Consider the following 24,614-nt stretch of genomic DNA (forward strand, 5'->3'; position numbering starts at 1 on the left):
AAAATAATTAAAAGGGATGATAAAATTGACTAAAAAGACAAATTTTCTAATATTTATTTTAGCAATTAGTTGTGGTTCACTTGCTGCAAATATTTATTATGCGCAACCAATTGTACAATTCATTGCAAAAGATCTGAACATTTCTTCTGATTTATCTGGATTGCTCACTACCTTGACACAAATTGGATATGGACTGGGTTTATTTTTTATCGTACCAATGGCTGACTTATTTAAAAGTAAGAAAATAATAGGAATTCTTATCGGGTTAACTATTCTTTCATTAATTGGTACGCTAATTTCGACAAATGGAATTATTTTTTTACTATTAACAACTATAATTGGCATTGGTGCCTGTGCAGCTCAAATGTTAGTTCCATTAACAATGAGAATCGTGCCGATTGAAGAGGCAGGTAAATATGTGGGCAAAGTTATGAGTGGTTTATTGATTGGGATTATGATTGCTCGCCCATTATCTATCGGAATAGCAGACTGGTTTGGCTGGAGAATGGTATTTCTTTTTTCATTAATAACCCTAGTTACTGTATTACTATTAATTCTAAAATTTTTACCCAACTATGAAGTTGTCTCAACTAGTAACATGACATATCCAAATTTAATAGCTTCTATGGTAAAGCTACTAATAAATACTTCTCCTTTACAACAAAGAGCTTTTTATCACGCATGTTTATTTGCTACATTTAGCCTTTATTGGACAGCTATTCCAATTTTATTAAGATCAGAGCCATTACATTTTTCAAATAATGAAATTGCATTATTTGGCTTTGTTGCAATTGCTGGAGCTTTATTAACTCCTACTATTGGTAAAATAGCAGATAAAGGTTATATTTTTACAATGACTAATGTATCAATGGTACTCGTACTATTATCGATCGTACTATTATTCTTTGTTCAAGATCATTCAATATTTAGCATAATTTTAATTCTTATCTCAGGTATCTGCATTGATATTGGTGTAGCAGGAAATTTATTATTAGGTCAAAAAATTATCTTTGGTTTGAATCCCGAGATAAGAAACAGACTTAATGGATTATATATGACTATTTTCTTTTTGGGAGGAGCCTTTGGTTCATGGATTGGAAGTTATACTTACTATAAATTTAATAGTGAAGTAACTTTACTCATTGGAGCTGCTTTACCTTTAATTGCCTTAATAGTTCATTTAATAAAAAATAATACAATTAGTTTATTAAAAACTAAAAATAAATACATGTCCTAACTATCAATGTCCTCAGAAACTAGCGTCAACATCTAATTTTTGAGGTAACTTTAGCGCTTCTGTTGCACAGTCAAAAATATAAATAAGTCTACAAATTAGAACTAGGATTAAGCGATCGTTACTAATGGCTGTAGTTCTTTGTACACTGAAAAGACGAAGTCTGATTCAAGACTTCGTCTTTGTTTATATATCGTTTGAACTCTTGTTAATTCAATCCCTTAGTAAATAATAGTATTGAACACCCTGAAAAAAACGTGAAAAAATGCTATTTCTCCTAATAAATTAAAAGCATCCATCTTGAAAAAAAATTGATTAAAATGGATGCTTTTCTAATAGATTTAAGATTGTTTTTTATAAAAAAGCTTGTTCATTTTTTACTTATGTTGTCTAATAATAACACACTATTATAGGAGACTGTTTTTAAAATTCTCTATAAAAAGCTTGTTTGTTTTCTTCCAAACCGTATTCAATGCTTTGTCTTAAATCCATCAGATTTACCATTTCTAAAGCTTGTTCAATAGGATAGAACCCTACTTCCAAACTTTCTGGTGTAATCGTTAATTTGCCTCCAACTGGTTTAGCTAAAAACAACGTATTACATATTGAATGGTTCAAATTTTGGAATACTCCACAAAATTTTAAAACCTCAATGTCAATACCTGTTCCCTCTTTAGTTTCCCTTATTGCAGCATCATTCAAAGACTCTCCTTCTTCAACTTGTCCACCTGGAATTCCCCAATCACTTCCAGGTCCTTTAATCAATAGAAGTTCTTTTTGTTCATTGATTACAATAGTCGTTGCTGAAACTATATGTTTTGGCGGTGAATAAATATTTTGTGTGATTTGTTCCAATTGACTTTCTCCATTCTATAAATTTATTATATTTATCTTTATAAATCCTTGTTCTTCTATAGAATAACTCAATCTTTCAAATAGAACAATCCAATCCCCTTAATAAATCCAAAATATGGTACAATAGCAGAACAAAAAAAGTCCTTGATTAATACAGGACTTTTTATTAATTTTCTTTATAAACGATGCAACCTTATTATAAATTTACAGATGGGGGTCCCACTGCCCTTTGCCACAAACATTAATACAAAAAGGATAACATAGCGCTATATTGTTATTGGAATTAATACTTTATTTGATAAGGAACCAGATTTACTCCCTGGGATTCCAAACTGCTTTGCTATCATTTTCGCAGCTTTTTGTAAAGTCATACCATCTTGCTTGCTCAACTCTACTAATTGTTCAATAAGTATAACCTCAAACTATATATATCCCCTTTACCCTCGACTATACTTTCTTACTTCATATCCCTCACGTTCAAGAACCTCCCAATACTCTCTAACTGTACCTCTAAATGACTATTAGACTCCATTACTTCTCTGCTTCTGACATAGCGCTACGCCAGCTCCTATTTGGAAATTTTTCTATCTCCACACTTCTAAAAGGTACACCTTTTGGGAATGAAGGGAACTAAAAAAATATGCTTCAAAAGGTACGAAAAATACTTTTGGCACACATCAAAAAGAAAATATACCTTTTGAAGTGTTTTTGTTATGATTTAAGTTGACTAGATTAAAAAGTTTTAAGATTCAAATTTTTAAAGAGGTTGTTAATTGATGAGTAGTAAAAAATTAGGATACGTTCGTGTTTCCAGCAAAGATCAGAACGAAGAACGTCAAATCGTAAATATGAGAAAATGTGGAATTGACGAACGAGATATTTTTATCGATAAAAAAACTGGTAGTAATATGGATAGAGAAAAGTATCAAGCAATGAAAAGATACGCCCGTTCAGGTGATACAATTGTTTTCGACTCATTAACCAGACTTGGAAGAACTATGAATGACATTTTAGAAGAGGTTCTGTTGGAGATAGCAGGATCTTTTTTTATATAGAGATAGTTTTGCTAAATTTTTCACTACTAACCACAAAAATATCCTATAATGTTTATATTACAAATTAACATATTAGGAGCGGATCAAATGCCAGTTACACTAGAACTTATTCTTTTCATTCTTATAGCAATTAGTGCTGTTGGCTATTTAATAAAAGAATTTCAAAAAACTAGAAAAAGAACACTTGGAATTTCACTAGAATTCTTGGTTCTTTTCTGGTCAATATGGAGAATATCGACTATCGTAATCTAATTTATAAAGCATGAATTCCTTTGAATAAAACTCAATATTATGTCCATAATGTTGATAGGCTGTATGCCAAAACCCATTTAGTTTTCTCTGTATCTCCTTGTATTGAGCAGTTAGCCCTTGCTAGCTGCTCTTTTATTTGTAACTTTGTTAGACAAGCTTCCATATAATGTAGTCATTCCTTTCTTATAAAGTGAAACTTTAATCAGTGGGGGTTTTGTTCATCCCCCACCTAACTTCTTTGCTTCCGCTGAATTTTTGGATGGGCTTCCTACTGCCCTCAAATAGTGGGATAAATTAAACTCGTCACTTGAATTATAAAAATTGAATTATATCCTATAACATTTTCAGGAATCATCCATATTTTATTTCTAAAAAATTGCTTTGTTTCACTGAAAGGTGGTTGCGGAAACAACCGACTTTTTTGTTTATGGGTTCTTACGTAATAGTAAGAACCTTTTTATTTCAATCACGATTTGTTCATTTTTTTGATACATTTATGGACTATTCATATGTTGCGTTAGATAAATATCCTTTAACAGAATGAATAATGAATTATATCTTTTTCTCAATGAATTCAGGTATTTAACATGGTAAAATAATATTCGTATGGGAGTCCAATACACATTATGAAAATGAAGATGGTTCAAGTCAGAGGAAGGCACCTTTGGGTGCCTTTTTTGTACATATTATAATCCTTACCACCTTATGAAAACGGTAAGCCCTTTACAACAAACAATAATTGCAACTACATTATTTTTACATTACATTAAGGTTAAGGAATATTCCTTTACTAATAAAGTGCTAGATAGTAGGTGGAAAAATGGAATTTAACGATTTGGGTATTATCATTAAAGAACTTAGAATGAAAAAAAATATATCACAATCCGAATTATGTCATGGAATATGTTCACAAAGTCAAATTAGCAAGATCGAAAAAGGTATGATTTATCCATCTAGTATATTGTTATATCAGTTATCAGAAAGACTTGGTATTGATCCAAATAATATATTTGCACTAACTCAAAACAAAAGATTAAAATATGTAGAAAACGTAAAATATGTAATAAAAGACTGCTTAAAACAAAAACAATATAAAGAACTTTATGAAATAGTAAAAAAAGAGAAAAACTTAAATAATTTTCAAACAAAAGAAGAGAAACAGTTTCTAATATGGCACGAAGCAATTGCTATATTTACGGTGGATAGATCAATAAAAACTGCTTTAGATCTTTTAAATAATGCATTAAAACTGACTTTAACTAATTCTGATTTTTTATCAGAAAGAGAAATAGATATTATGCAAACAATGGCTATATTTTATGCGGAAAATAAAAATTATGAAAAAGGTATTAATATATTAAGAAGATGTTTAACTAATTTTAATAAGTTAGATTTTCCTAGAGATAAAGAAATCAAATTAAAAATCATGTTAAATTTAGCAAAATGTTTAGACTCCACATATCAACATGAAGAGGCAATAAAATACCTTGATAAGGGTATAAAATTAGCAATTAATCTAAATACTTTATACCTATTAGGTGAACTATTCTATTTAAAAGGTCAATATTTATTAAAGATTAAACAACATAATGTAGAAGAGGTTGTTTATAACTGGAAAAAAGCATTATTTATATTTGAACTAACAGAAAAAGAATATTATACAAAAACGCTACCAGATGAACTGATTGAAATACAAAATAAAGTGAAACTTTAATCAGTGGAGGTTTTGTTCATCCCCCACTGATTATCAGCCCTCACCAATCGGGATTTTACGGGCAGTTCATCCCCCACCTAGCTTCTTTTGCTTCCGCTGAATTTTGAGGTGGGGGTCTTACTGCCCGTTAATGCGGGATAAATGAGGTTCAAAAAATCTACTATTTTAAATTACCTTCGTAAAAAGCAACTCCATTTTGAACATGTTTTAAATACCACGTAATCGTCCCGCCACAAACATTTTCATTAAAACTATTAGCATATACTCCATTTGAGTAATAAAGAGTTCTTTTGAATTTACCATTAGAATACTCATAAGGAATTGAGCACGTTGCTTGCTTCGGAGAGCTCACAGCTTTTTGCGTATCAGCTGAAGCTGCCCCAATTCCTCCTGTTAATGCAATACCAGTTGCCAATAGCCCTACTACTAATTTCTTGAACATAATAAATCCCCCTTTAATAGTTTTTATAGCTTACAACTTAAATGTATCACTTTTGTAATTTATGTAAATATCTTGAATATGTAGAAATATTTATTTAACTTTTGGTAATATTGGGATTTTATTTTATCAAATGGAAAATAAAGGGTGATTGGAAAATATGTAACAATGCATAATAAATCAATCAGATATTATGCTATACTCACAAAGAGCTGATACAAAATTTCTTTAGATTGGAAAACTAAAGTCTTATCTACCTAAAAGGAAGGCGCCTAATGGCGTCTTTTCTTTATTTTCAAAAGGACCTGCTCCATTTGTTCTTTAAAACATAAAGTAAAGTGAACCCATTAAAATCAATGGAATGAACCCTAGTTTTACCCTCTTATCTAAAGGAGGCACTATTGTTATGGGATATGGTGGTAGTTGCGGCGAAGGCTGCGGTTTCGCTGGAGGATTTGCTTTATTAGTTGTATTATTTATTCTATTAATCATTATCGGATGCAGTTGTTTCTGCTAAAAAACTATTAGAAAAGGTACCTATATATAGGTACCTTTTCTTTATGTGCCCTATTCATTATTGGGTTCCAAACTTTTATAACAATTGATTATTTTTCACATTTGCCATCCCTCAAATATGAATCGATTTAAGACATGAGCTTTTAACGAAAAGAATTTGGGGGCATTTTGTCCCGCAAAGAAAGACCTTTTATTTTAATTAAAAGGTCTTTCTTTAAATATATTTATTAAGATTTATATTTTTTGACTGTACAAGGAATAGTTACAATGTATAAATCTATAGCATAGATTGTAACCCAAATCCCTTTACCTTCAGCCGCTAGCTTTTCATTTAATTGTGATAAATGCTCTGAGACTTTTCTTTTACCCCATTTTCTAGGAAACCATTGAAAAACTTTAGGAACATTATATTTTTTGTTATACCATACATTCAATCTCCAAAAAATCAAGAAAAACGAGACAATCACTACAATACAAAAAATATCAAAATATGAAATTCCTAAAATCATATAATATATTCTCCATTTCCATTAAAGCTCAAATAATTTTTTCTTATATAAAATCAGAGAAAGGATAGCAATCTCCCACCCTCACAATATACAGTTATATATAGCTTATCACACAATTCTATTAGAGGAAATATCATCGGAATCCCCTCAAATTATATCTATTTAAAAACAAAATATAAGCCTTATTCACTTTTATGATACATTTGTATGTTAAGTTTGATAAATATTTTTCAAGACATTTTTTTGATGTAGATGCCATTATTCTCAATACAATAGAAGCAATTATGGGAATATATATAGGAGTAAGCAGATCCCCTTTCGCTTAAGCTAGAGGCAATCTGCTTACTCCTATTTCAAACGCATGTACACCTGTATCTGGATAGCCTAAAACTGAATCATACGACAACGATTACTTTAACAAAAGTTTTCACTAGAACCTTATCTATTATTTAACTGCCTCTACTTGTTTCTCTAATTCTCTTCCAAGGAATGTAGCAAGCTCAAGCATACCAAATTGATTCGCTGTAGACTCTGCGTCAGAATTATAGTTTGTATTTGTATTAATATCATACGTATAAATTGTTCCATCCGCACTGCGAATAAATTCAATACCAGCAACGGTAATTTCATTTTCTTTCAAAAACTCTTTGTATTGTTCAATAATTGGCTCTTGGAAATCTGATATAATTTCAAATTTTGTTGATGTCTCTTTCTTACTCTCTTCTCCTACTGGGCAGAAAGCATCTTGGATAGAACACGCATCTGCTGGACAAAGTTCAAATCCTTCTGATGTATCTACTTTGACTGCATATACAAACTGACCACCTACAAACTCACAACGTGTAATATATGGTTCTGGCGCTTCAATATATTGCTGGATTAAAGTAATTCCATCAATAGGTTCTTCAAACGCCGGACTATCCAAATATTGTTCTAAAGCATCGATGGAATGAAAGAGTTGAACACCGAGCCCTTTACCTGCACGGTTATGCTTTGTAATGAACGGTACTTCTCCTAACTCCTTTGCTGCTTTTACTATATGATCACGGCCAACAGCACCAATTGTTTTCGGCACTTGTATCCCAAATTTTCTTAATGCTGCATATTGATTCAATTTACTTACTTCAAGACGTAATGCACGAGATCCATTAAATACTGTTCGCCCGTATCCCTCTAACCAAGCAAGAACTCCTTCAGTCAATTCAGGTGCATATCGATGCCCTCGCGTATGTGAAGAAGCACTCATGCGGCTATAAAAAACACCTTTGGGAGGTTCTTGTTCTAACGGAAGTGTTCCTTCATTTAAAAGCCATTCCTCATATGGCAACTCCAGTTCTTCCAACCTTTTCACTAAATGATTCGTCCATTCCTTATTCTCATGTAATATGTAAATTTTACTCATTTGTAATCAATTCCTTTCTTTTTGCTTCAACTAATGGCATCACTTTTTCAGAAAATCGTTTCATCTCTTCAAGCTGTGGTGAAAATTGTAAAAGTAATAACGTAACACCGACTTCTTCAAAAGCAAGTATCCTTTCTGCAATTTGTTCTGGTGTTCCGATTAAATTAGGACGTAACCCGCGATTCGATACGGAATAATCATTCAGCTTCACTTGCTGTTCCAACTGCGATTTACTTACAAAATCTTGGTAACCCGCGTAACCTAACGCATCATCTTTCACATCCGTTATGCGTCTCCATTCTTCTAACGCCTCTTCTTCTGTATCACGACAAATGACGTAAGCTGCAAGCCCAAATGACTGCAATGGCTCCTCTGTCACTTTCTTTCTACGATTCTTCATATCTTCTATTTTCACAGATACTTCTTCCACTGTTCCCCCGTGCATTACATATGCATCCGCGTGATTTACAATGACCTCTTTTCCTCGCTCACTCTCACCACCTGCATAAAGCTTAATGCCTTGTTTCTGCACAGGTTTTGGACTTAAATGTGTATGCTGAAGCTCATAAAAGTTCCCTTTATAAGAAAACTCGTCTTCTTTCCAAAGCTCTTTCAAAATTGTTACAAATTCCTCTGTGCGATCATACCTTTCATCATGTGCAGTAAATACTCCGCCGTACTGTCTTGCTTCTTCTTCCCACCATGCTGAAACTACATTCAGTGTAAAACGACCATTACTTAATTGATCGATATTCGCTGCCATTTTCGCTGTAACTGCTGGATTGTGGAATCCAGGTCTTACAGCTGTCATAATCTCTAATTTATCCGTTACTGCTGCAAGTGCTGCCGCAGTTGTCCACGCTTCTAAACTTGGTGCTGACACACCTTTTATATCATTTAAATTTAACTCCGCAATAAGTGTTGTTGAAAAACCTAATTGTTCTGCCGCTTGCGCTGTTTGTTTTGCATACTCAAACGTAGGTGGCATAAATTCATCATCTACATTTCGAAGCCATCCCCCAAAAATCGGTAACCAAAAACCATACTCCACTACCTATTCCCCCTTTATCTTTTAGCCATAAAAAAAGGCTACTCTTATCGAAATAAGAGTAGCCTTCTTGACTAAGTGAACCGCTCTTATCTTTCAGGTGTTTTTTCACCTGCAGGATTTGGCACCTTTCGTCTAAAACGAGGTTGCCGAAGCTTCATAGGGCCCGTCCCTCCACTTCTCAACATAAGAATTGTTTGATTTCCATTTATTATAATCATCAGAATAATGAAAATCAATACTTTAATGCTTATTTTTCCGATAAATATTAAATGATATCTAGAAAATCATATTGTTATAGAGGTTTATACGAGTATTATGTTGTTTTACTTGCAGATATATAAAGGGGTATGTTGTATCATGTCGAAAACATCATTTATAACTAAGTTGCTTTACTTCTATAAGTGCTGCTTCATCGGGAAAAATCTGTTCCCCTGTAAAGTTGCTTTCGGAATAATAGACACGAAATTTCATGTTTATTTAGCCAAAGCAGACTTCTTTGGAGGACCCAAATAAAATTTAAATCAACTCCTATTTAACATTTCCCTTCAGATATATGACAGTAAAGAATACATCATCACGATGTCAGCAAGCAAGAGTAAAAGTATATTCTGCATTTCTGAAAACAGTAGATGGCAGATTGTGACCTGCTGAATCTGCTAAAAAAGAATATACAAGAACATCCTTAACATCATATTTATTTCCACTGATGATGACATCAAGAAAATCTTCTATTTGGAATTCTGGAGTAAACAACACAATCTTAGTTGTACTGTTTGGTTCTAAAGAAACAAACGTACGAGAGATTTCAACTAATTCAGTTTGAGTTGGGAAAGAAATATTTCGACTTCTCTTAACACTTACCGTTACCTTACTAGTATGGTGACGTGAATCATTGTTTAACATAATGTTGAGAGCAGTTGGAATAATTCCATTCTCAGAAACTGGAACTCGAAACACTCCAGTAGATTTATGAGCCATATAATCACATCCTTTCAAAATAAAGTGAAACTTTAATCAGCCCTCGCCAATCGGGCTTTTACGGGCAGTTGATCCCTCACCTAACTTCTTTGCTTCCGCTGAATTTTTAGGTGGGGGTCTTACTGCCCGTTAATGCGGGATAAAATATAGTTACAATATATTAGATGCAAGAAACGTTCATTTTGATAGGGACAAATTATATGATTAATATATCTATTTGATTGAAGAAATCTCTCAAATAAGCAAAAACATTGAAAGATTTGATATAGGTACAAATGAATCATATATAAACATAAAGCTCTTGATTTAATGAATCGTTGGTTTTCCCAAAAAAAATGCTCCATTAAAAACTAGGAAATAAAAAAGAACTAATCCCTAGAAGGGATTAGTTCAATATCTCAAAAGCTATTATATTACATAGTTTTATGAGCAAATGTTATATAATGTTGTGTGGGATACATAACCTGTCATCCCTTTATAAGTAACTTTTAACCACTGATTAGAATTACTGTAATGACCTTGAACATATTCACCAGTTACCCATGTTCCAGTAATTTTCTCACCACTATTAAATGTATGTAACACAGGTGATCCAACAGTGTAACCACTGCGCATCTTTGCACCATATGTACCTACCGTACCTCCCTTTGCACAAGCTGCTACTACTGTTTCATTTTCAGTAGTATTCGTAGCCGCGAAAGCAGAGCCATTAAATGTAAACAAAGTAAAAATAAAAGCTGTTAATAAAGTACAAATAGATAAGCGACGTAACAAAATCAATTCCCCCTTTTTTTATAATATGTTTCTTCACAAACAATTATCCTAAATATTCTAACTATTTTCAATATATTAATGTTGAGAAATATTAGTTGGATTTTTGAAATAAGATTTTATCAAAAATATTAACAAACTCATATCTTTACAGAGAGAGCATCGAAGAAGTCTTCTACATATCAACTATATAAAAGTCCCTCCGCCTTAAGGCAAAGGGACTTTCTCATTCCTATTTCAAACTACCCGCAATCTCCGTAAAGATAACCCCAAGCGCATGTGCACCTGCATCTGGATAGCCTAAACTTCTTTCACCAACTGTACCAGCGCGGCCCATGCGTGCTACGATTTCTTTCGTATACTCTGCTCCTTTAACCGCTGCTTCTGCTCCTTTCTCAAAGGCAGTTTTCATATCTTCTTCGTTTGAAGCGCTAGCTAACCAAGAGTCTACACATGGAGCAAGTGCGTCAACAAGTGTTTTATCACCAACTACCGCTCCTCTACCGAATGATCTTTCACCGATAGATTGTATGCCTTGCAGTGCTGCTTGTAACATTTCAGCGAATTCTTTCACTGTTAGCTCACGTTTTTCGCCGGCTGCTTTACTAGCTGCTCGGAATGCTCCGCCCCAAATTGGACCAGATGCGCCGCCGCAATGTTCCATAATAATCATCGAACAACCGTCAAGGAATGATCCGATCGTTACGTTCTCTTGATCTACAATAGAATGCCACTCACGTTTTAATTGCTTAAACCCTTTTGCCACACTCATTCCGAAGTCACCGTCACCAGCGTGCGTGTCTAACTCACAGAATGGTACTTCATTTTTAATAATGACGTCACTCATTTTATCAACGAGATAAATCATGTTGTTTAATGTAATGACATTATCTTTTATAACGGCGTGCTCTTCCGCTGTTTCTATTTCGAACGAAACTTCTTTCTCTTCTGTTTCTTCAAGCACATTTACGTACTCAACACTTTCAACTGGTCCATCTACTTTAAACGCTGGTGTATTACATTCTTTTGATAGTAATGTTTTTAGCTCATCATCTAATTTCATTACTGTTAAAGACATACCCGCCATATCGATACTCGTCATATAGTTACCAACGAATACTCTATTAATTGTAATGTTTCTAGCAGCTAATTCTCGCGTCACTGCGTTGTTAAATAAGTAAAGTTCTTGCAGTGGTGTTCCGCCAAAACCGTTAACTAGAAGTGCAATTTCTTCGCCATCTTTTACTCCTAAATCTTTTACAAGATCGTTTGTCATACGGTTCGCTAGTTCATCTGCTGACAGCATTTTTTCACGCTTAATTCCTGGTTCACCGTGAATACCTACGCCGTATTCCATTTCATCTTCCGCAAGTGTGAAAGTAGGTGATCCGCTCGCTGGAACTGTACAAGACGTTAACGCTAAACCGATTGTGCGCACGTTAGCAGCTGCTTTTTCAGAGGCGGCTTTCACCGCTTCTAAATCCATACCTGCTTCCGCTGCTGCGCCGGCAATTTTATGAACTAAAATAACGCCCGCAACGCCGCGGCGTCCTACTGTGTACAAGCTATCTTCTACCGCAATATCATCGTCCACTTTTACGTAATCTACTTCAATTCCATCTTCCGTTGCTAAATGAGCTCCGTTTTTGAAATTCATAATATCGCCGCTGTAGTTTTTAATAATTAATAACGTACCTTTTTTACTAGCTGTCTCTTTAATTGCTTGATACACCTGAATTTGTGAAGGCGAAGCAAACACATCTCCGCAAACTGCCGCATCTAACATTCCTTTTCCGACTAGACCTGCATGCGCTGGCTCATGACCACTACCGCCGCCACTAATTAACGTTACTTTGTTTTCATTCATTTCTTTCTTCTTAATGACTTTATATTTTTTCAAAAGCTCAAGCTCTGGATGAGCCATAACCATTCCGTTGCACATTTCCATTACTAATGTTTCTGGTTTGTTTATAATCTTTTTCATTGTGATTCTCCCTCAATTCCTTTAATATATTGTGATATATTTGAAATCTTCTTCTTACTACTCATGTTAAAATGAAAGCGTTTTATAGTAAACGGACAAAATGGACAATCTGTCTAAAGACACCGCTCTCATTTATGGGTAGGATTTTCATATTACTAACATTCTAGGGATGATTCACATGACCTCTTCTATAATTTCTAAAAAGATAATCGCAAATTCATTGAAGTATTTAATGGAAACAGAGTCGTTTCATAAAATATCAGTGAGTGATATTATGTTACACTGTCAAATGCGTAGGCAAACTTTTTATTATCATTTTAAAGATAAATTTGAACTATTAAGCTGGATTTATAGGGAAGAAACGAAAGAAAACATTATCGACTTTCTCGACTATGAAACGTGGGAAAATATTTTTGATTTATTATTTGATTACTTTTATGAAAATCAAAAATTTTACCGAAATGCTTTTAAAGTCATTGAGCAAAACTCGTTCAATCACTATTTATTTGAGCATACGAAAAACTTATATATGAAGATTATTGATGAACTATCTGTGAGCTGTGGATTCAGCCTTTCTGATGAGACAAAAAATACGATTGCCTCCTTTTATAGTCACGGCTTCGTTGGAACGATAAAAGACTGGATTGAAAGCAAATGCGAAGTAGATCCTTCCATTATGTCTTCTCTCATGAAAAATATGATAAACAATCAATTACTACTATTACTGGAGCAATCTGCAAAGTAATTAAAGGGTGGAAAAAGCAATGAAAAAAATTATGAATGATGTACAACATATCGTTCAAGATATGATGCACGGCTTTTATTTTGAACATAACGACAAAGTAAATTACGACGAAACTAATAACATCATTTATGTAAAAGATATCGAGAAAATGAAGCAAAACGTTGTCATCATAAGCGGCGGTGGTAGCGGACACGAACCTGCTGATATTGGTTATGTAGGAAAAGGAATGCTTACGGCTGCAGTAAACGGAAGCATCTTCACTCCGCCTACAGTGGAACAAATTATTTCGGCAACTCGCCTCATGCCAAAAGATAAGAGTATTTTATTCATCATCAAAAACTTTAAAGATGATGTAGCGAACTTTCTAGCCGCAGAACAAATCGCAAAAGAAGAAGGAAGACAAATTGACCACATCATCGTAAATGATGATGTTTCAATTGAAGATGATACTTCGTTTAATAAAAGAAGACGCGGCGTCGCTGGTACTATTTTCGTTCAAAAAATACTCGGTGCGGCCGCTCTTGAGGGTCACTCTTTAGAAGAACTAACAGTACTCGGCCGTTCTATCACTGAAAACTTACACACATTAGGAGTTGCCCTTTCACCTGCGAATGATCCAGTGAAAGGAAAAGCTTCATTCACATTAAACGAAGATGAAGTCTTTTACGGCGTCGGTATCCACGGCGAAAAAGGTTACCGTAAAGAAGCACTATCCTCTTCTGAAATATTAGCGATCGAACTAATGAACAAACTAAAAAGCATTTACCGCTGGAGAAAAGGTGACAACTTCGCCATCCTTATTAACGGACTAGGCGCAACTCCACTAATGGAACAATACATTTTCGCAAATGATATTCGCCGTTTATGTGAGCTGGAAGGCTTACATGTGGAGTTCGTAAAGGTTGGTACATTGCTAACTTCTTTAGATATGAAGGGTGTTTCGCTCAGTTTGCTTAAGGTGGAGGATTTGGATTGGGTGAAGTGGTTGAAGGAAAGTACGGAAACTGCTAGTTGGTAATACAAATAGGATGGCTTCCATTGGCCATCCTATTTTTGTACGTAATTCAGCTATTAAAAATTTCTGCCCTCAATATGACAGCAAATTCACATCAAAAATGTAAATCTTCATTTTCTTCGTATTTTCCTTTATTACGTCTTTTTCTTATAAATAATTCTGCAACAATTACATTTGGTACCCACGCTAACCAAGCAATAATAGCGTAACTAAGTTCAAACCGCTCTATTCCAAATAGAACGATAAACAACGGTAGCCAAATTCTTAATGTAACTGCCGCAAAGGTTAAAGCATAATTTCTAATCATCCAATTCCGATGATCTTTAATTTTTTTATTTTTAACTCTATGTAATGCTTGATATGCTGATGTTAGCCACAATACGGATAACAAACCGAAACCTAGCTTCGCTACCAAACCTCCCGTAGCATAAAAAGATAGATATAGTCCAGAAACGCCTCCTAATAATATACCAACCATATAAATTCTCCCAACTATTCGGTGACGGTTAATATTCCTTTCTCTAAATTTTGCGGATAATGTAAACGGACCAATTACTAATGCTACTATACTAGTTGTAATATGTATAAATAACATACTATACCAGAACTCACTTAATTTAGATCCAAACATAAGCTTCGCTTTTACAAGCCCTGTTTGAAATCCATCCATAATAAAATATTGGACAACAACATAGCCAGCTACTAAAAAAGCAAAACAAGTAAATACAAACCAAATTTTCCTGTTCAAAATTCACTGCCTCCCTATTATATTCATGGAAATTAGATTATATATTACTGTTCATTCTCGAGAAAAATAGAAAAGCCTTCTAGCGAAATGAAGTGAACCCCGAAAAAGAAACATTTAATAGATTAAGATTTCTAAAAATAATGAATATATATGTTATATTGTTAGAGGTACTGAAATGGTGGTTTTTCTAATGGATATATTGCAACAAGTAATAGATAAATTTAAGTTGAATGTGTTAGCAGTCGAGAACGTTCCGGAGTCATTTAGTTCGACTGTATAAAGATTTTTTCACATTTCATTATTCAACAATCGGGCACAATTGAGGAAGATACGCAAGTATAAGATGAGCAAACTTTTTATATAATAAAAACGCTCCAGTATATCGTTCTATACCGGAGCGTTTACTCATCTATCCCTTCTCATCCCTCATACTATAATACCCCAAATTAATAATAACCAAGAAATACCCACCCATAATTCCAGCAGCAAATGTCCACATGTACTCACGGTGTTCAATTTCATACATAATAATCGCGCCGAGTATTGCCGCTGCAAACCGGTTCATCATGCCAAGCATTGGTGCTTTTTCTTTTTTTACAATGCTATTTCCGAACTTTTCGATACGTCTTCCTAAAATCCAGGCGCAGTACATACTAACTAACAGGCCAATGCTTATCCCTACAAACTGAGCTCGAAAAGGTGTCATCAACCATCCCAATAACATCACGCCTAGCAAACAATATATTTGTATGTTGAATGATTTTAATGCCATACGAATCATGATATGCTCCTTATCTTTCCCATTAATCCCATCTTTCGGACTTCAAGCTTTCCGATATATCTTTTTTAAAATGGGGGAATTTGATTTTGCTCACCATTAAATAAGCGAGTGCGCATGTGCCAACCGCCACGGAAACTGGATTATTTAAGAGGCATAAAATGAGGAGACACATTGCCGCAAATGGAATGGGCATTCCAATAAATGTCGGGAGTTTGCTTTGTTGTGTATTAAATCTAGCGAGCCGAAGCATTCCGCAAATACTATAAGCTAGTGCACATATCATCCCGATAGACTGCAAATCTTTTAACGAGGCACTATAGGCAAGAATAGATGGCGCCACACCAAAGGTAACTAAATCCGCAAATGAGTCTAACTCCCCGCCTATGTCCGAAACAGCATCAAGTTTCCGAGCAACCATACCATCAAACAGATCAAATACCATACCTGTAATAATGAATAGAACTGCACCATACATATCTTGAACGAAAACAGCGTGAATAGCCAAAAGTCCACACACAAAATTTGCTATCGTAAGCATATTCGGTATGTAACTCATCACATGCTTCTCCTCCTTTCTACTAATTGCTTCATCCCGGATTTTACTCATTAGACTCAAGATCCTTCTGTTTTTCTTCCAATATCACTTTATTTATTTTCGTTAACGTATCAGTCATTTGCTGCAAAGCTTCAATATCAATTTTCGAGAAATACTTCTCAATTAATACATCATCTAACTTCGACAATTGCTCCATATACTTACTACCGTTTGGACCAAGTGTAAGGAAATACTCCCTTTTATTATTCGGATTAACTTGTTTTGAAATCATCTGTTGCTTTTCCAATTTCGATAAAACTTGGCTTACAGCACTTTTCGTTATATTAAACGTACTCGCAATGTTATTTGCTGTCGTGTTTTCATTTAAATTGATATGAAATAGCATGCTCTCTTGCTGCCCAGTAAGACCGAACTCATCCTTTAAATCCTGAAATAGTAAAATGTAGAGTTCCGTGTAGGCTCGATTCATTTCATTAATTACTTCTTTATATGATCTAGTCATAGCGTTCTTCCTCCAGTCACACTTTTATTTAGTTTAGTTTAGTTAACTAAACTATATTACACCTTTATGTTCGTGTAAAGGGAAATATAGCTCCGTACTTTATTCACAATGAAAAAGAAGACACCCATTAAGATGTCTCCTTTTCATGTTGAAAAATATTAATCGTTAATCAGCTGTTGCTTAAATTCATCTAAAACTTTTTTTCTCTCTTCATAATCTTCCATATCAGCTTCTTCCCAAAGCTCAAGGTCAGCCCCTCGCTCAATTAATGCAATCGCATTACTACGAACTTCCTCTTGAAGACAACCTTTCTCCAATTGTATTGCCGCAAGACCGATGTATACTAAAGACATTACTTCCAACTCTTCTTCTATATCACACTCATCTACATACTCTTCTAAAATAAGCTTAGTTGCTTCTTCTACACTGTTACCTTCTTCTACATACTCAATAAACTGCTCTTTCACATCACAAGTCGTGTCATCATCAAATAATCCAGTTCCCCAAGCGCCCATATGCTACAGCTCCTTCTTTGTACTTTTTTCTTATATTTCAATCTTAAATATAGTAAAAATTTATTACAAGACTAGTTATATACATCGCTATATTTTACAATTACTGTAGGTAACATATACCTTTCACTACGTGTATCATTCCGAATAATCAAACATAACCATTAATAAAATTCCATATAGACCCATTAATGTTAAAATGTTATAATAGAACTACCCTACATAGTTACTCATATTCATACTGAGGAACTAGCGTCTTATTAAGCAATGCGCATAAATTAGATAAAAAAGACACTTTGTACAGTGTCTTTTTTATTTATATTCTCATGAAAAATATCTCTTTTATACACAAAATCTATTAACTGAAGAAGGTGACTATCATATGGAGCATCCTCTAGCAAGAGAACTACGTAACATACGTATATGCTTTATTATCTTGATCATTGTCATTGCATTTTGGGATCGTGAGAAAACTGTGGAAATCACTGACCATGGTAGTGATCCTAGCCTAAACATTAGCAATATGACCCAAGTTGGCGATAATACATTTGCTTATAAAGACGAATCTAATCAAATTAAAATATTTAAGTTTGACCCCGATACAAATGAAATAAAACTAATAAAAGAATTTTACGCTAGCGAATATTAATTACATAAAGGCACCTCAAGGTGTCTTTTTTATTTTCAAAAGGACCTGCTCACGTTTATGCTTCAAAACATAAAGTAAATGGAATCCGTTAAAAAACACGAGTGACCCTTTGTTTTCCCCTCTTATTAAAGGAGGAACTATTATGGGCTTTGGTGGTAGTTGTGGAGGCTGTGGCTTCGCTGGAGGCTTTGCATTATTAGTTGTGTTATTCATTTTATTAATCATCGTTGGAGCTTCTTGCTTCTGCTAAAAAACTATTGGAAAAGACACTCTTATATGGGTGTCTTTTCTTTGTAAACGAAAGAGTATTTGAAATGAAAACATAGTAAAAACAGAATACTCACTCAAATTTTTTTCACCTAATAAATTATATCCAAAAAGTTGGATAGCTCCTTTTACTGCTCATATTATTAATAAATAAAGCAATAACTACAATAACAAGAGAACCAACTAAAACTGGTGTTACTAAATAACTCCAACTGTATGCTCCTAAAATAATGACAATTGGATCAGCCCCTGCCGGAGGGTGCGTTGTTCTTGTTAACATCATAATAGCAATCGACATACCAACTGCTAAAGCAATTGTCCAATATTCATTCCCAAACAAATGATATATTGATAGACCAATGAAAGTTGAAATCAAATGTCCTCCGATAATATTACGCGGCTGAGATAGCGGTGCATTCCAAACTCCAAAAGCTAATACACAACTCGCTCCAAATGGGGCCATTAGTAATTCTGTAGAAGTTATACTCGTTAAATATGTTAAGGTAAGAATCGTTAAAAATCCCCCCAATAATCCCGTTAAAGAGTCCTTTATATTTACTTGTAATGGACTTCTTCCTTTCCCTTTCATTTTTGCAAAATATCGTACACTTATTGGTTGAGCCTCTTTCTGCTTAGCTGCTGTTATATCACTCATCATTCTCCTCCTTTATTTACCAATAATTATATTCCGAGCAAACTAACCAGTCAATATTAAATTTAGAGGTTAGTTTAAAAATACAAAAAAAGAATCAACTGTTATAAGTTGATTCCCTAAACTTCTTCAGATTTTCGAACTTGAAATTTTGCTACCTTTTTTCGATTCCCACATATTTTCATAGAACACCATTTTCGTTTTCCACTTTTATCTATAAATAATAAAACACAGTCAGGATTTGAACACCTTTTAAGAGAAATAAGCTTATTTTCTGCTATTAACGTTAAAGCATCAAGCGCAATTAACGATACAAGTACATCCTCAATTTCTCCAACTGGAATAGGTACTAAACTCTGTTCAATAACTTTATATGTAAATGGCGCCTTCTCAATTTGTTTTTCTAAATACGTAATAAAATCATCCGAAATTTCGTGCTGATCGGCAATTGCCTCAAACTGTTTTCTCAGTAATTCTCTTAGCTCTAGTATGCTAGATGTAACTTGATTCATTCGCTCTTGAATTCCTATAAGTGTTTTTTCATTCCAAAAAGGAAGATTAACCTTTATTACATGTAGCCATTCTAATACATCTTCATCTGTTATTAATAAATCATAACGTTGTCCACGCCTAACTAACTCTGTATTCACTAAATCTAATGAGAGATTTCCAGAGATAAGCGGGAATTGTTTTCTTTCCTGCATGTACTCATCACCTACTCTTTAAACAATCATATTCCAAATTCATACAGAAGTGCAACTTTTTTATAAACTACAAAGTATGAAGACCAAAACCTTTAGCCATAATTATGACTAAAGGCTTTTCGTATATAACTTAAAAAGGAGCTAATTGTATGGAACATAATAAAAACGGAATGCTTGCTTTAATCGTTTTATTTGTAGGACTAGCATTTTTTGTTATCGGTATGGTTTATCATTTATGGGGCACGGTTTAAGAAAAAGGTACTCGTATGAGTACTTTTTTCTTAAACTGTCATCTAAAAACGTTCTAAATTTTCTTACATGCATACAATTATCAATGACGGTTCATAACCGATAAGATTATAGATTATCAATTTAGCAATCTACATTTATATGATTAGGAAAGGAGCTAAAAGCCGAAAATGTTAGAAATCGTTTTTGTTGCTGTATTACTTTTGTCTAGCATCCAACTTATCTTTATCAAGCGTGGTTTGACGAAAAAGAATGTATTCATCTTAATGATAAATTACATATTCTTGTTAGCAACCATCATATTAATTGGCGCAAACTGGCGTATAATCCCTGCCTATTTCTTATTGTTCGTTTTAACATTACAAGTTTTTTTGAAACCAAAAACTACAGCTGTTTCTAAAAAGTTCGTGATGAAAATTTTAAAAGGGTTAGGAATTATCGTAACTGCTATCGCAATGTTTACGCTACCCTTGCTTTTTCCGATCATAACACTCCCAGAGCCTACTGGAAAATATACAGTAGGAACGAAAGCTTTTCATTTAATTGATACAAACCGAAAAGAAACCATTGTATCCAGTATTCACGGAAATCGTGAACTAATGATACAAGTGTACTATCCTGCCGAAAAAGGATCTGGGAAACCTTCTACCTACTTTGAGAACATAGACGCCCTCGCTGAACAACTGGCTGTAACAAAAGGTGCTCCGTATATCGTAACGACACATTTAGGGCTGACAAAAACACATTCTTATCAAGATGCTAAACCACTTCAAATTAAGGAAAAATTCCCACTCCTTTTATTCGGCCATGGGATGGAATTATACGGACAACAAAATACATTCCAGTTAGAAGAATTAGCTAGCCAAGGTTATGTAGTAATCGCTCTTAATTTCACAGGATACGCAGCAACAACAATTTTCCCTAATGGAAAACGTATAGATTCCGTACCAATTGAATTTACACCTAACGCTTTAAATAACATGGTTCGAAATTGGGAACAGGATACTACTTTTGTTTTAAACGAAGTAATAAAAGGCAATTTTCATAAAAACTTTACAGCCATTGCAAATTTAATTGACGATGACAAAATCGGCATGTTAGGTCACTCTTATGGAGGAGCAACTGCCGCACAAATGTTAGTAAAGGATAATCGTATTAAAGCTGCAATTGATATGGACGGCGGATTGTATGGAGATCCAATGCCTAAAGACGGCCCTCAAAAACCATTCATGTTGATGAATGCTGAAGCCACCATTCATTATATGAAAGAAGCGGAGAATCAAAAGACAGGCGGAATCCAAGATGAATTGTTTGAAATATCCTATTTAAGAAATAAAACCATTGAAAAACCTGGCGCGTACACAGTTGTAATTCCAAAAACAAATCATAATAGTTTTACAGATTTAGCCGCATTTTCACGTATTATTAATGAACCCGGTGAAGATGTAGCCGCAAATTATACACTCATTAATAAACTAGTAACTAGCTTTTTCGATCAAACTTTAAAAGGGATAAACGAAAATCATTTAGAAGAAATTCAGAAGCAATATCCTGACCTTCCTCTCATTAAACACTAATAACCATTTACCTAGTTATGTAACCCCTCCTTATGTGTGAGGGGTTTCTGCTTTCACACAATTATAAAAAAAGGCCCCATCACTGGGGCACTCAAAAAATAATATAAGTAAATGAATTAAAACAAATAACAGACAACTAAAATATATATCATAAAACATCATATAATCCATATATATGCAATATTACATAAAAATCTTTATTATTACATGCTATACTAAAAAAAGGAGTCGACAATCGTTATTTTCTTCTTAGTTTTAAAGCAATATGGATATATACCTTCTTATCGCATTTGGATTGTACAAGCAAAAGAAGACATCTTAATTGATGTCTTCTTTTCTTATATTTTTATGAATTCCTTTGAGCAGATGCTCTCCAAGCACGAAAAGATGTTGGGTGTCCAGAATGAGCTCTTTGCTTTGCAGCAGCAACAGCTGGTTTTTCTTCAATAGTCTTTGGTTTTTCTTCCACAATCGCTGATTTTTCTTCAAGAGTATTCACAGCTGTTTGCATTTTCTCCAGCTGTTCTTTTAAAGCTTGCTGTTCAATCTTTAAATCTGTAAGTAAACGTAAAATCATTTCAGAATTAGCCATAAAGATCCTCCTTCCCCCAATACACAGAATAAAATACAATATGTCATCAGCCGAATAGCGGTGACAAAAATAAGGTCGTCAACTCTTTTAAAATCTAAGCACCTTTATTTTTCAAAAGGACCTGCTCAAGATTATCTGTAAAAACATAAAGTGAATTAAATCCATTAATTAATGGTCTTTATGGAAGGAGGAGTTAATATGGGCTATGGCGGTAGTTGTGGTGGAGGCTGCGGTTTCGGCGGCGGATTCGCTTTACTTGTTGTACTCTTTATCTTATTAATCATCGTTGGCGCTAGCTGTTGGGGCGGCGGATTCGGCTGCTAAAGGAAGGCACTCTTGAGAGTGTCTTTTTTTTGTGTTTTTGGATGTACAGCCCCTATCTCGAGATTGCACATTTTCAAATTGACATAGCATTTCATGCACCATATACTGTTAATAACAGTATACTGTTATTAACAGTATGAATTCTAATTTATTCTAGGAGGTATATCCATGAAACATACAGGAAGACATACAGGTGCATTTCTTTTGTTATTTCTAGCTGAAGGAGATAACTATGGCGGGCAATTATTACAAAAGTGCGAGGAAGAACTTCCCGTCAATCCAATCGATAGTGCCATTCTATATCGCACACTAAAAAAATTAGAAAACGAAGGTGCAATTGAATCTTACGTAAGCACAGATCATCAAGACAAACCGAGAAAGATGTACAAAATTACGCCTGCTGGAAAGGAACAATTGGTAGATTTTCAAATGGATATTGAAGAAAAAATGAAGAACTTATCCTTTTTCTTAGATAAATATAAAGACTTAAAGGAATCCGACCATGATTAACGGTGTGATTCTTTATACTTTAGCCATTATTCTTACGGGGATTTCTTTTATGAAGGACCGCAAGAAAACGAAAGATGCTCTAACGAAGTCGTGGAAAATGTTTCGCAACCTTCTCCCTGCCATGCTTTCCATCATGCTTTTCGTTGGCTTATCGCTTTCTATATTAACGCCGTCCTTTATCTCTTCTATCATTGGAGAACAGTCCGGATTGTTAGGTATTATTTACTCAGCAATACTCGGCTCCGTTGCACTTATTCCAAGCTTTGTCGTATTTCCTCTTGGAAATACATTAGTCCAACACGGTGCAGGCCTACCTCAAGTTGCGGCACTTATGTCTACACTCATGTCAGTAGGAATTACAACCTTGCCCATGGAACAAAAGATATTCGGACGAAGCTTTGCTTACGCACGTAATGCAGCCGCTTTGCTCATGTCACTTCTATTCTCCTATATCATTTGGATGGTGATGGTATGAAAGAACTAAAAAGATATCGCTTCTTTTTCGTCTTACTACTCGGGCTCTTTGTATTAACTTTCATAAATCAATCTTTAGGATGGAGTGCATTACAACTAACAGGGAATAGCATTTTAGATATGCTGTTTCTCCTTCCTCCTGTTCTAGTATTTGTAGGATTGCTTGACCAATGGGTGAAGAAAGAAACGTTAATTAAATATATGGGAGAAAAATCAGGTATGTACGGAATCTTATTTTCTCTATTATTAGGAGGCATTGCAGCTGGTCCCCTCTATGTTGCCTTCCCCATCGCAGCACTACTCTTAAAAAAAGGTGCAAGCATTCGGTACATCGTATTTTTCTTAGGCGTTTGGACAACTGCAAAATTACCGATTATCGTATATGAATTTTCTTCATTTGGAGCTACTTTTACACTCATTCATATTGGTTTCGGTCTCGTATTCTTCTATGTAATGGGGATTATTTTTGAGAGGTTTTATGATCAGGGGCAGTTGCTTCGGTATGATGTTACGGAGGAAATGTAATCAAATTGACCATAAAATAGGAATATGATATATTTTCGGTAGAGTGCTATATAAGTATGACATCAAATAAAATGGCATATAATAAAAGAAGAGATGCGCTAACATCTCTTCCCTAACTGCTACCGTATAGGGTGGTAGTTATTATAAGTTATTTCTTTTTACGAAACCCACCCTTCTGCTTCCTACGGCGCGGAGTGGGTTTTTTGTTGTCCTTATCTAGAAGTTGCTTCCGCAAAAAATACGCTGAAACTTCGCGCACATTCGCTTTGACAAACTCTTTTACAAGGTCAAACAAAAAGTCCATATTATCACCTCCTTTCCTTCCAAATAGAAAGAAGGGATAACCACCCACCCTCACAATACGCAGTTGAATTTATTTTATCAAATAATTGTAAAGATATTATGTAAACAAAACAAATAAAAGTTTACATAGAAAAAAAGCCCTTCTAAACTGGGCTTTTCTATCACCATT

29 protein-coding genes, 4 pseudogenes and 1 riboswitch are annotated in these 24,614 nt (G+C 34.3%); of the genes and pseudogenes, 14 read left to right on the top strand and 19 right to left on the bottom strand.

The window, feature by feature from the left end; all coding sequences use genetic code 11:
- Positions 1–16 precede the first annotated feature (16 nt).
- Entirely contained in the window at positions 17–1,237 is a 1,221-nt protein-coding gene (locus tag Q9B79_RS20635; RefSeq protein WP_306187169.1) for an MFS transporter, read from the top strand.
- Between the two features lie 107 nt (positions 1,238–1,344).
- Here Q9B79_RS20635 and Q9B79_RS20640 read toward each other — a convergent pair.
- From Q9B79_RS20640 to Q9B79_RS20650, 3 genes and pseudogenes are all read right to left on the bottom strand, one after another.
- Positions 1,345–1,455 (bottom strand): annotated as a pseudogene (locus Q9B79_RS20640) (IS6 family transposase); the annotation flags it as partial.
- A gap of 202 nt (positions 1,456–1,657) precedes the next feature.
- On the bottom strand, positions 1,658–2,089 hold the full coding sequence (locus Q9B79_RS20645; RefSeq protein WP_306187171.1) for an NUDIX hydrolase: 432 nt from the start codon (positions 2,087–2,089) through the stop codon (positions 1,658–1,660).
- Positions 2,090–2,391: 302 nt separating this feature from the next.
- Positions 2,392–2,595, bottom strand: a pseudogene (locus Q9B79_RS20650) (DUF3967 domain-containing protein); the annotation flags it as partial.
- Positions 2,596–2,865: 270 nt separating this feature from the next.
- Between Q9B79_RS20650 and Q9B79_RS20655 the strand changes: the two are divergent.
- Both Q9B79_RS20655 and Q9B79_RS20660 read left to right on the top strand, forming a co-directional pair.
- Positions 2,866–3,108: pseudogene (locus Q9B79_RS20655) on the top strand (recombinase family protein); the annotation flags it as partial.
- 1,108 nt (positions 3,109–4,216) lie between these two features.
- Positions 4,217–5,110 carry a helix-turn-helix domain-containing protein gene (locus Q9B79_RS20660; RefSeq protein WP_306187174.1) on the top strand — a complete coding sequence of 298 codons (894 nt, stop codon included), beginning with the start codon at positions 4,217–4,219 and terminating at the stop codon, positions 5,108–5,110.
- A gap of 160 nt (positions 5,111–5,270) precedes the next feature.
- Here Q9B79_RS20660 and Q9B79_RS20665 read toward each other — a convergent pair whose 3' ends face one another.
- Positions 5,271–5,552: an LCI fold-containing protein gene (locus Q9B79_RS20665; protein ID WP_000473837.1), complete on the bottom strand. Its 282-nt coding sequence runs from the start codon at positions 5,550–5,552 to the stop codon at positions 5,271–5,273.
- 403 nt (positions 5,553–5,955) lie between these two features.
- Between Q9B79_RS20665 and Q9B79_RS20670 the strand changes: the two genes are divergently transcribed.
- Positions 5,956–6,066, top strand: a complete 111-nt coding sequence (locus Q9B79_RS20670; protein WP_000540371.1) for a YjcZ family sporulation protein — start codon at positions 5,956–5,958, stop codon at positions 6,064–6,066.
- Between the two features lie 226 nt (positions 6,067–6,292).
- Here Q9B79_RS20670 and Q9B79_RS20675 read toward each other — a convergent pair whose 3' ends face one another.
- From Q9B79_RS20675 to dhaK, 6 genes are all read right to left on the bottom strand, one after another.
- Positions 6,293–6,574 carry a hypothetical protein gene (locus Q9B79_RS20675; protein WP_098346312.1) on the bottom strand — a complete coding sequence of 94 codons (282 nt, stop codon included), beginning with the start codon at positions 6,572–6,574 and terminating at the stop codon, positions 6,293–6,295.
- Positions 6,575–7,019: 445 nt separating this feature from the next.
- Positions 7,020–7,976 (bottom strand): ATP-grasp domain-containing protein, encoded by a 957-nt coding sequence (locus tag Q9B79_RS20680; protein ID WP_306187178.1) that lies wholly within the window; start codon positions 7,974–7,976, stop codon positions 7,020–7,022.
- The gene (locus tag Q9B79_RS20685; RefSeq protein ID WP_306187180.1) at positions 7,969–9,027 is read right to left on the bottom strand and encodes an LLM class flavin-dependent oxidoreductase; all 1,059 of its coding nucleotides are present in this window, start codon (positions 9,025–9,027) and stop codon (positions 7,969–7,971) included. Before Q9B79_RS20685 ends, Q9B79_RS20680 begins: the two co-directional genes overlap by 8 nt.
- Positions 9,028–9,110: 83 nt before the next feature.
- A riboswitch (SAM riboswitch) is annotated at positions 9,111–9,217 on the bottom strand.
- A 392-nt stretch (positions 9,218–9,609) separates the two neighbouring features.
- Entirely contained in the window at positions 9,610–10,005 is a 396-nt protein-coding gene (locus Q9B79_RS20690; RefSeq protein ID WP_014893254.1) for a hypothetical protein, read from the bottom strand.
- A gap of 423 nt (positions 10,006–10,428) precedes the next feature.
- Positions 10,429–10,779, bottom strand: a complete 351-nt coding sequence (locus Q9B79_RS20695; protein ID WP_306187181.1) for an SH3 domain-containing protein — start codon at positions 10,777–10,779, stop codon at positions 10,429–10,431.
- 229 nt (positions 10,780–11,008) lie between these two features.
- A complete protein-coding gene (gene dhaK, locus Q9B79_RS20700) occupies positions 11,009–12,760 on the bottom strand; it encodes a dihydroxyacetone kinase subunit DhaK (RefSeq protein ID WP_306187182.1) in 1,752 nt (583 codons plus the stop codon).
- Between the two features lie 178 nt (positions 12,761–12,938).
- On the opposite strand from dhaK, the gene dhaS reads away from it, so the two are divergent.
- Together dhaS and dhaQ are read left to right on the top strand one after the other, a co-directional pair.
- On the top strand, positions 12,939–13,505 hold the full coding sequence (gene dhaS, locus Q9B79_RS20705; protein WP_000204220.1) for a dihydroxyacetone kinase transcriptional activator DhaS: 567 nt from the start codon (positions 12,939–12,941) through the stop codon (positions 13,503–13,505).
- A gap of 19 nt (positions 13,506–13,524) precedes the next feature.
- The gene (gene dhaQ, locus Q9B79_RS20710; protein WP_306187185.1) at positions 13,525–14,523 is read left to right on the top strand and encodes a DhaKLM operon coactivator DhaQ; all 999 of its coding nucleotides are present in this window, start codon (positions 13,525–13,527) and stop codon (positions 14,521–14,523) included.
- Positions 14,524–14,614: 91 nt separating this feature from the next.
- Here dhaQ and Q9B79_RS20715 read toward each other — a convergent pair whose 3' ends face one another.
- Positions 14,615–15,268, bottom strand: a complete 654-nt coding sequence (locus Q9B79_RS20715) for a DUF2306 domain-containing protein (protein WP_306187187.1) — start codon at positions 15,266–15,268, stop codon at positions 14,615–14,617.
- A gap of 190 nt (positions 15,269–15,458) precedes the next feature.
- Between Q9B79_RS20715 and Q9B79_RS20720 the strand changes: the two are divergent.
- A pseudogene (locus tag Q9B79_RS20720) lies at positions 15,459–15,545 on the top strand (aminoglycoside phosphotransferase family protein); the annotation flags it as partial.
- Between the two features lie 132 nt (positions 15,546–15,677).
- Here Q9B79_RS20720 and Q9B79_RS20725 read toward each other — a convergent pair.
- The 4 genes from Q9B79_RS20725 to Q9B79_RS20740 all read right to left on the bottom strand — a co-directional run bounded on the left by Q9B79_RS20725 (position 15,678) and on the right by Q9B79_RS20740 (position 17,622).
- Positions 15,678–16,049 (bottom strand): ATP synthase subunit I, encoded by a 372-nt coding sequence (locus Q9B79_RS20725; protein ID WP_306187189.1) that lies wholly within the window; start codon positions 16,047–16,049, stop codon positions 15,678–15,680.
- Positions 16,050–16,071: 22 nt separating this feature from the next.
- Positions 16,072–16,656, bottom strand: a complete 585-nt coding sequence (gene pssA / locus Q9B79_RS20730; RefSeq protein ID WP_306187192.1) for a CDP-diacylglycerol--serine O-phosphatidyltransferase — start codon at positions 16,654–16,656, stop codon at positions 16,072–16,074.
- Complete coding sequence (locus Q9B79_RS20735) at positions 16,649–17,107, bottom strand: MarR family winged helix-turn-helix transcriptional regulator (RefSeq protein ID WP_000198627.1); 459 nt, start codon at positions 17,105–17,107, stop codon at positions 16,649–16,651. The genes pssA and Q9B79_RS20735 overlap by 8 nt, the downstream gene beginning before the upstream one ends.
- 158 nt (positions 17,108–17,265) lie before the next feature.
- Positions 17,266–17,622 carry a DUF4259 domain-containing protein gene (locus Q9B79_RS20740; protein WP_306187195.1) on the bottom strand — a complete coding sequence of 119 codons (357 nt, stop codon included), beginning with the start codon at positions 17,620–17,622 and terminating at the stop codon, positions 17,266–17,268.
- A gap of 379 nt (positions 17,623–18,001) precedes the next feature.
- Between Q9B79_RS20740 and Q9B79_RS20745 the strand changes: the two genes are divergently transcribed.
- Both Q9B79_RS20745 and Q9B79_RS20750 read left to right on the top strand, forming a co-directional pair.
- A complete protein-coding gene (locus Q9B79_RS20745) occupies positions 18,002–18,268 on the top strand; it encodes a YmzC family protein (RefSeq protein WP_306187197.1) in 267 nt (88 codons plus the stop codon).
- A gap of 142 nt (positions 18,269–18,410) precedes the next feature.
- Entirely contained in the window at positions 18,411–18,518 is a 108-nt protein-coding gene (locus Q9B79_RS20750; protein WP_000505671.1) for a YjcZ family sporulation protein, read from the top strand.
- Between the two features lie 117 nt (positions 18,519–18,635).
- Here Q9B79_RS20750 and Q9B79_RS20755 read toward each other — a convergent pair whose 3' ends face one another.
- Both Q9B79_RS20755 and Q9B79_RS20760 read right to left on the bottom strand, forming a co-directional pair.
- Positions 18,636–19,190: an HPP family protein gene (locus Q9B79_RS20755; RefSeq protein ID WP_306187200.1), complete on the bottom strand. Its 555-nt coding sequence runs from the start codon at positions 19,188–19,190 to the stop codon at positions 18,636–18,638.
- 116 nt (positions 19,191–19,306) lie between these two features.
- A complete protein-coding gene (locus tag Q9B79_RS20760; protein WP_306187202.1) occupies positions 19,307–19,891 on the bottom strand; it encodes a CGNR zinc finger domain-containing protein in 585 nt (194 codons plus the stop codon).
- A 419-nt stretch (positions 19,892–20,310) separates the two neighbouring features.
- Between Q9B79_RS20760 and Q9B79_RS20765 the strand changes: the two genes are divergently transcribed.
- Positions 20,311–21,717 (top strand): alpha/beta hydrolase family protein, encoded by a 1,407-nt coding sequence (locus Q9B79_RS20765; protein WP_306187205.1) that lies wholly within the window; start codon positions 20,311–20,313, stop codon positions 21,715–21,717.
- 346 nt (positions 21,718–22,063) lie between these two features.
- On the opposite strand, the gene Q9B79_RS20770 is transcribed toward Q9B79_RS20765, so the two are convergent.
- Positions 22,064–22,309 (bottom strand): hypothetical protein, encoded by a 246-nt coding sequence (locus Q9B79_RS20770; RefSeq protein ID WP_000013677.1) that lies wholly within the window; start codon positions 22,307–22,309, stop codon positions 22,064–22,066.
- A 198-nt stretch (positions 22,310–22,507) separates the two neighbouring features.
- Between Q9B79_RS20770 and Q9B79_RS20775 the strand changes: the two genes are divergently transcribed.
- The 4 genes from Q9B79_RS20775 to Q9B79_RS20790 all read left to right on the top strand — a co-directional run bounded on the left by Q9B79_RS20775 (position 22,508) and on the right by Q9B79_RS20790 (position 24,142).
- A complete protein-coding gene (locus Q9B79_RS20775; protein WP_000540377.1) occupies positions 22,508–22,633 on the top strand; it encodes a YjcZ family sporulation protein in 126 nt (41 codons plus the stop codon).
- A gap of 168 nt (positions 22,634–22,801) precedes the next feature.
- Positions 22,802–23,143 carry a PadR family transcriptional regulator gene (locus Q9B79_RS20780; RefSeq protein WP_306187209.1) on the top strand — a complete coding sequence of 114 codons (342 nt, stop codon included), beginning with the start codon at positions 22,802–22,804 and terminating at the stop codon, positions 23,141–23,143.
- Positions 23,136–23,618 carry a hypothetical protein gene (locus tag Q9B79_RS20785; protein WP_306187211.1) on the top strand — a complete coding sequence of 161 codons (483 nt, stop codon included), beginning with the start codon at positions 23,136–23,138 and terminating at the stop codon, positions 23,616–23,618. The genes Q9B79_RS20780 and Q9B79_RS20785 overlap by 8 nt, the downstream gene beginning before the upstream one ends.
- The gene (locus Q9B79_RS20790) at positions 23,615–24,142 is read left to right on the top strand and encodes a permease (protein ID WP_306187212.1); all 528 of its coding nucleotides are present in this window, start codon (positions 23,615–23,617) and stop codon (positions 24,140–24,142) included. Before Q9B79_RS20785 ends, Q9B79_RS20790 begins: the two co-directional genes overlap by 4 nt.
- 148 nt (positions 24,143–24,290) lie before the next feature.
- Here Q9B79_RS20790 and Q9B79_RS20795 read toward each other — a convergent pair whose 3' ends face one another.
- Positions 24,291–24,446: a hypothetical protein gene (locus Q9B79_RS20795; protein WP_306187214.1), complete on the bottom strand. Its 156-nt coding sequence runs from the start codon at positions 24,444–24,446 to the stop codon at positions 24,291–24,293.
- Between the last annotated feature and the right edge of the window lie 168 nt (positions 24,447–24,614).

Source organism: Bacillus sp. MHSD_36, from assembly GCF_030757775.1.
Classification (GTDB): domain Bacteria; phylum Bacillota; class Bacilli; order Bacillales; family Bacillaceae_G; genus Bacillus_A.

Excerpts from the sequence above, each read along its gene's own strand:
- Q9B79_RS20740 (WP_306187195.1), bottom strand. The coding sequence starts at position 17,622 with ATGGGCGCTTGGGGAACTGGATTATTTGATGATGACACGACTTGTGAT.
- pssA (WP_306187192.1), bottom strand. The coding sequence starts at position 16,656 with ATGAGTAAAATCCGGGATGAAGCAATTAGTAGAAAGGAGGAGAAGCAT.
- dhaK (WP_306187182.1), bottom strand. The coding sequence starts at position 12,760 with ATGAAAAAGATTATAAACAAACCAGAAACATTAGTAATGGAAATGTGC.
- Q9B79_RS20790 (WP_306187212.1), top strand. The coding sequence starts at position 23,615 with ATGAAAGAACTAAAAAGATATCGCTTCTTTTTCGTCTTACTACTCGGG.
- dhaS (WP_000204220.1), top strand. The coding sequence starts at position 12,939 with ATGACCTCTTCTATAATTTCTAAAAAGATAATCGCAAATTCATTGAAG.
- Q9B79_RS20670 (WP_000540371.1), top strand. The coding sequence starts at position 5,956 with ATGGGATATGGTGGTAGTTGCGGCGAAGGCTGCGGTTTCGCTGGAGGA.
- Q9B79_RS20725 (WP_306187189.1), bottom strand. The coding sequence starts at position 16,049 with ATGATTCGTATGGCATTAAAATCATTCAACATACAAATATATTGTTTG.
- Q9B79_RS20780 (WP_306187209.1), top strand. The coding sequence starts at position 22,802 with ATGAAACATACAGGAAGACATACAGGTGCATTTCTTTTGTTATTTCTA.
- Q9B79_RS20795 (WP_306187214.1), bottom strand. The coding sequence starts at position 24,446 with ATGGACTTTTTGTTTGACCTTGTAAAAGAGTTTGTCAAAGCGAATGTG.
- Q9B79_RS20770 (WP_000013677.1), bottom strand. The coding sequence starts at position 22,309 with ATGGCTAATTCTGAAATGATTTTACGTTTACTTACAGATTTAAAGATT.
- Q9B79_RS20660 (WP_306187174.1), top strand. The coding sequence starts at position 4,217 with ATGGAATTTAACGATTTGGGTATTATCATTAAAGAACTTAGAATGAAA.
- Q9B79_RS20675 (WP_098346312.1), bottom strand. The coding sequence starts at position 6,574 with ATGATTTTAGGAATTTCATATTTTGATATTTTTTGTATTGTAGTGATT.
- Q9B79_RS20765 (WP_306187205.1), top strand. The coding sequence starts at position 20,311 with ATGTTAGAAATCGTTTTTGTTGCTGTATTACTTTTGTCTAGCATCCAA.
- Q9B79_RS20680 (WP_306187178.1), bottom strand. The coding sequence starts at position 7,976 with ATGAGTAAAATTTACATATTACATGAGAATAAGGAATGGACGAATCAT.
- Q9B79_RS20785 (WP_306187211.1), top strand. The coding sequence starts at position 23,136 with ATGATTAACGGTGTGATTCTTTATACTTTAGCCATTATTCTTACGGGG.
- Q9B79_RS20745 (WP_306187197.1), top strand. The coding sequence starts at position 18,002 with ATGGAGCATCCTCTAGCAAGAGAACTACGTAACATACGTATATGCTTT.
- Q9B79_RS20665 (WP_000473837.1), bottom strand. The coding sequence starts at position 5,552 with ATGTTCAAGAAATTAGTAGTAGGGCTATTGGCAACTGGTATTGCATTA.
- Q9B79_RS20735 (WP_000198627.1), bottom strand. The coding sequence starts at position 17,107 with ATGACTAGATCATATAAAGAAGTAATTAATGAAATGAATCGAGCCTAC.
- Q9B79_RS20760 (WP_306187202.1), bottom strand. The coding sequence starts at position 19,891 with ATGCAGGAAAGAAAACAATTCCCGCTTATCTCTGGAAATCTCTCATTA.
- Q9B79_RS20635 (WP_306187169.1), top strand. The coding sequence starts at position 17 with ATGATAAAATTGACTAAAAAGACAAATTTTCTAATATTTATTTTAGCA.
- Q9B79_RS20690 (WP_014893254.1), bottom strand. The coding sequence starts at position 10,005 with ATGGCTCATAAATCTACTGGAGTGTTTCGAGTTCCAGTTTCTGAGAAT.
- Q9B79_RS20755 (WP_306187200.1), bottom strand. The coding sequence starts at position 19,190 with ATGAGTGATATAACAGCAGCTAAGCAGAAAGAGGCTCAACCAATAAGT.
- Q9B79_RS20775 (WP_000540377.1), top strand. The coding sequence starts at position 22,508 with ATGGGCTATGGCGGTAGTTGTGGTGGAGGCTGCGGTTTCGGCGGCGGA.
- Q9B79_RS20750 (WP_000505671.1), top strand. The coding sequence starts at position 18,411 with ATGGGCTTTGGTGGTAGTTGTGGAGGCTGTGGCTTCGCTGGAGGCTTT.
- dhaQ (WP_306187185.1), top strand. The coding sequence starts at position 13,525 with ATGAAAAAAATTATGAATGATGTACAACATATCGTTCAAGATATGATG.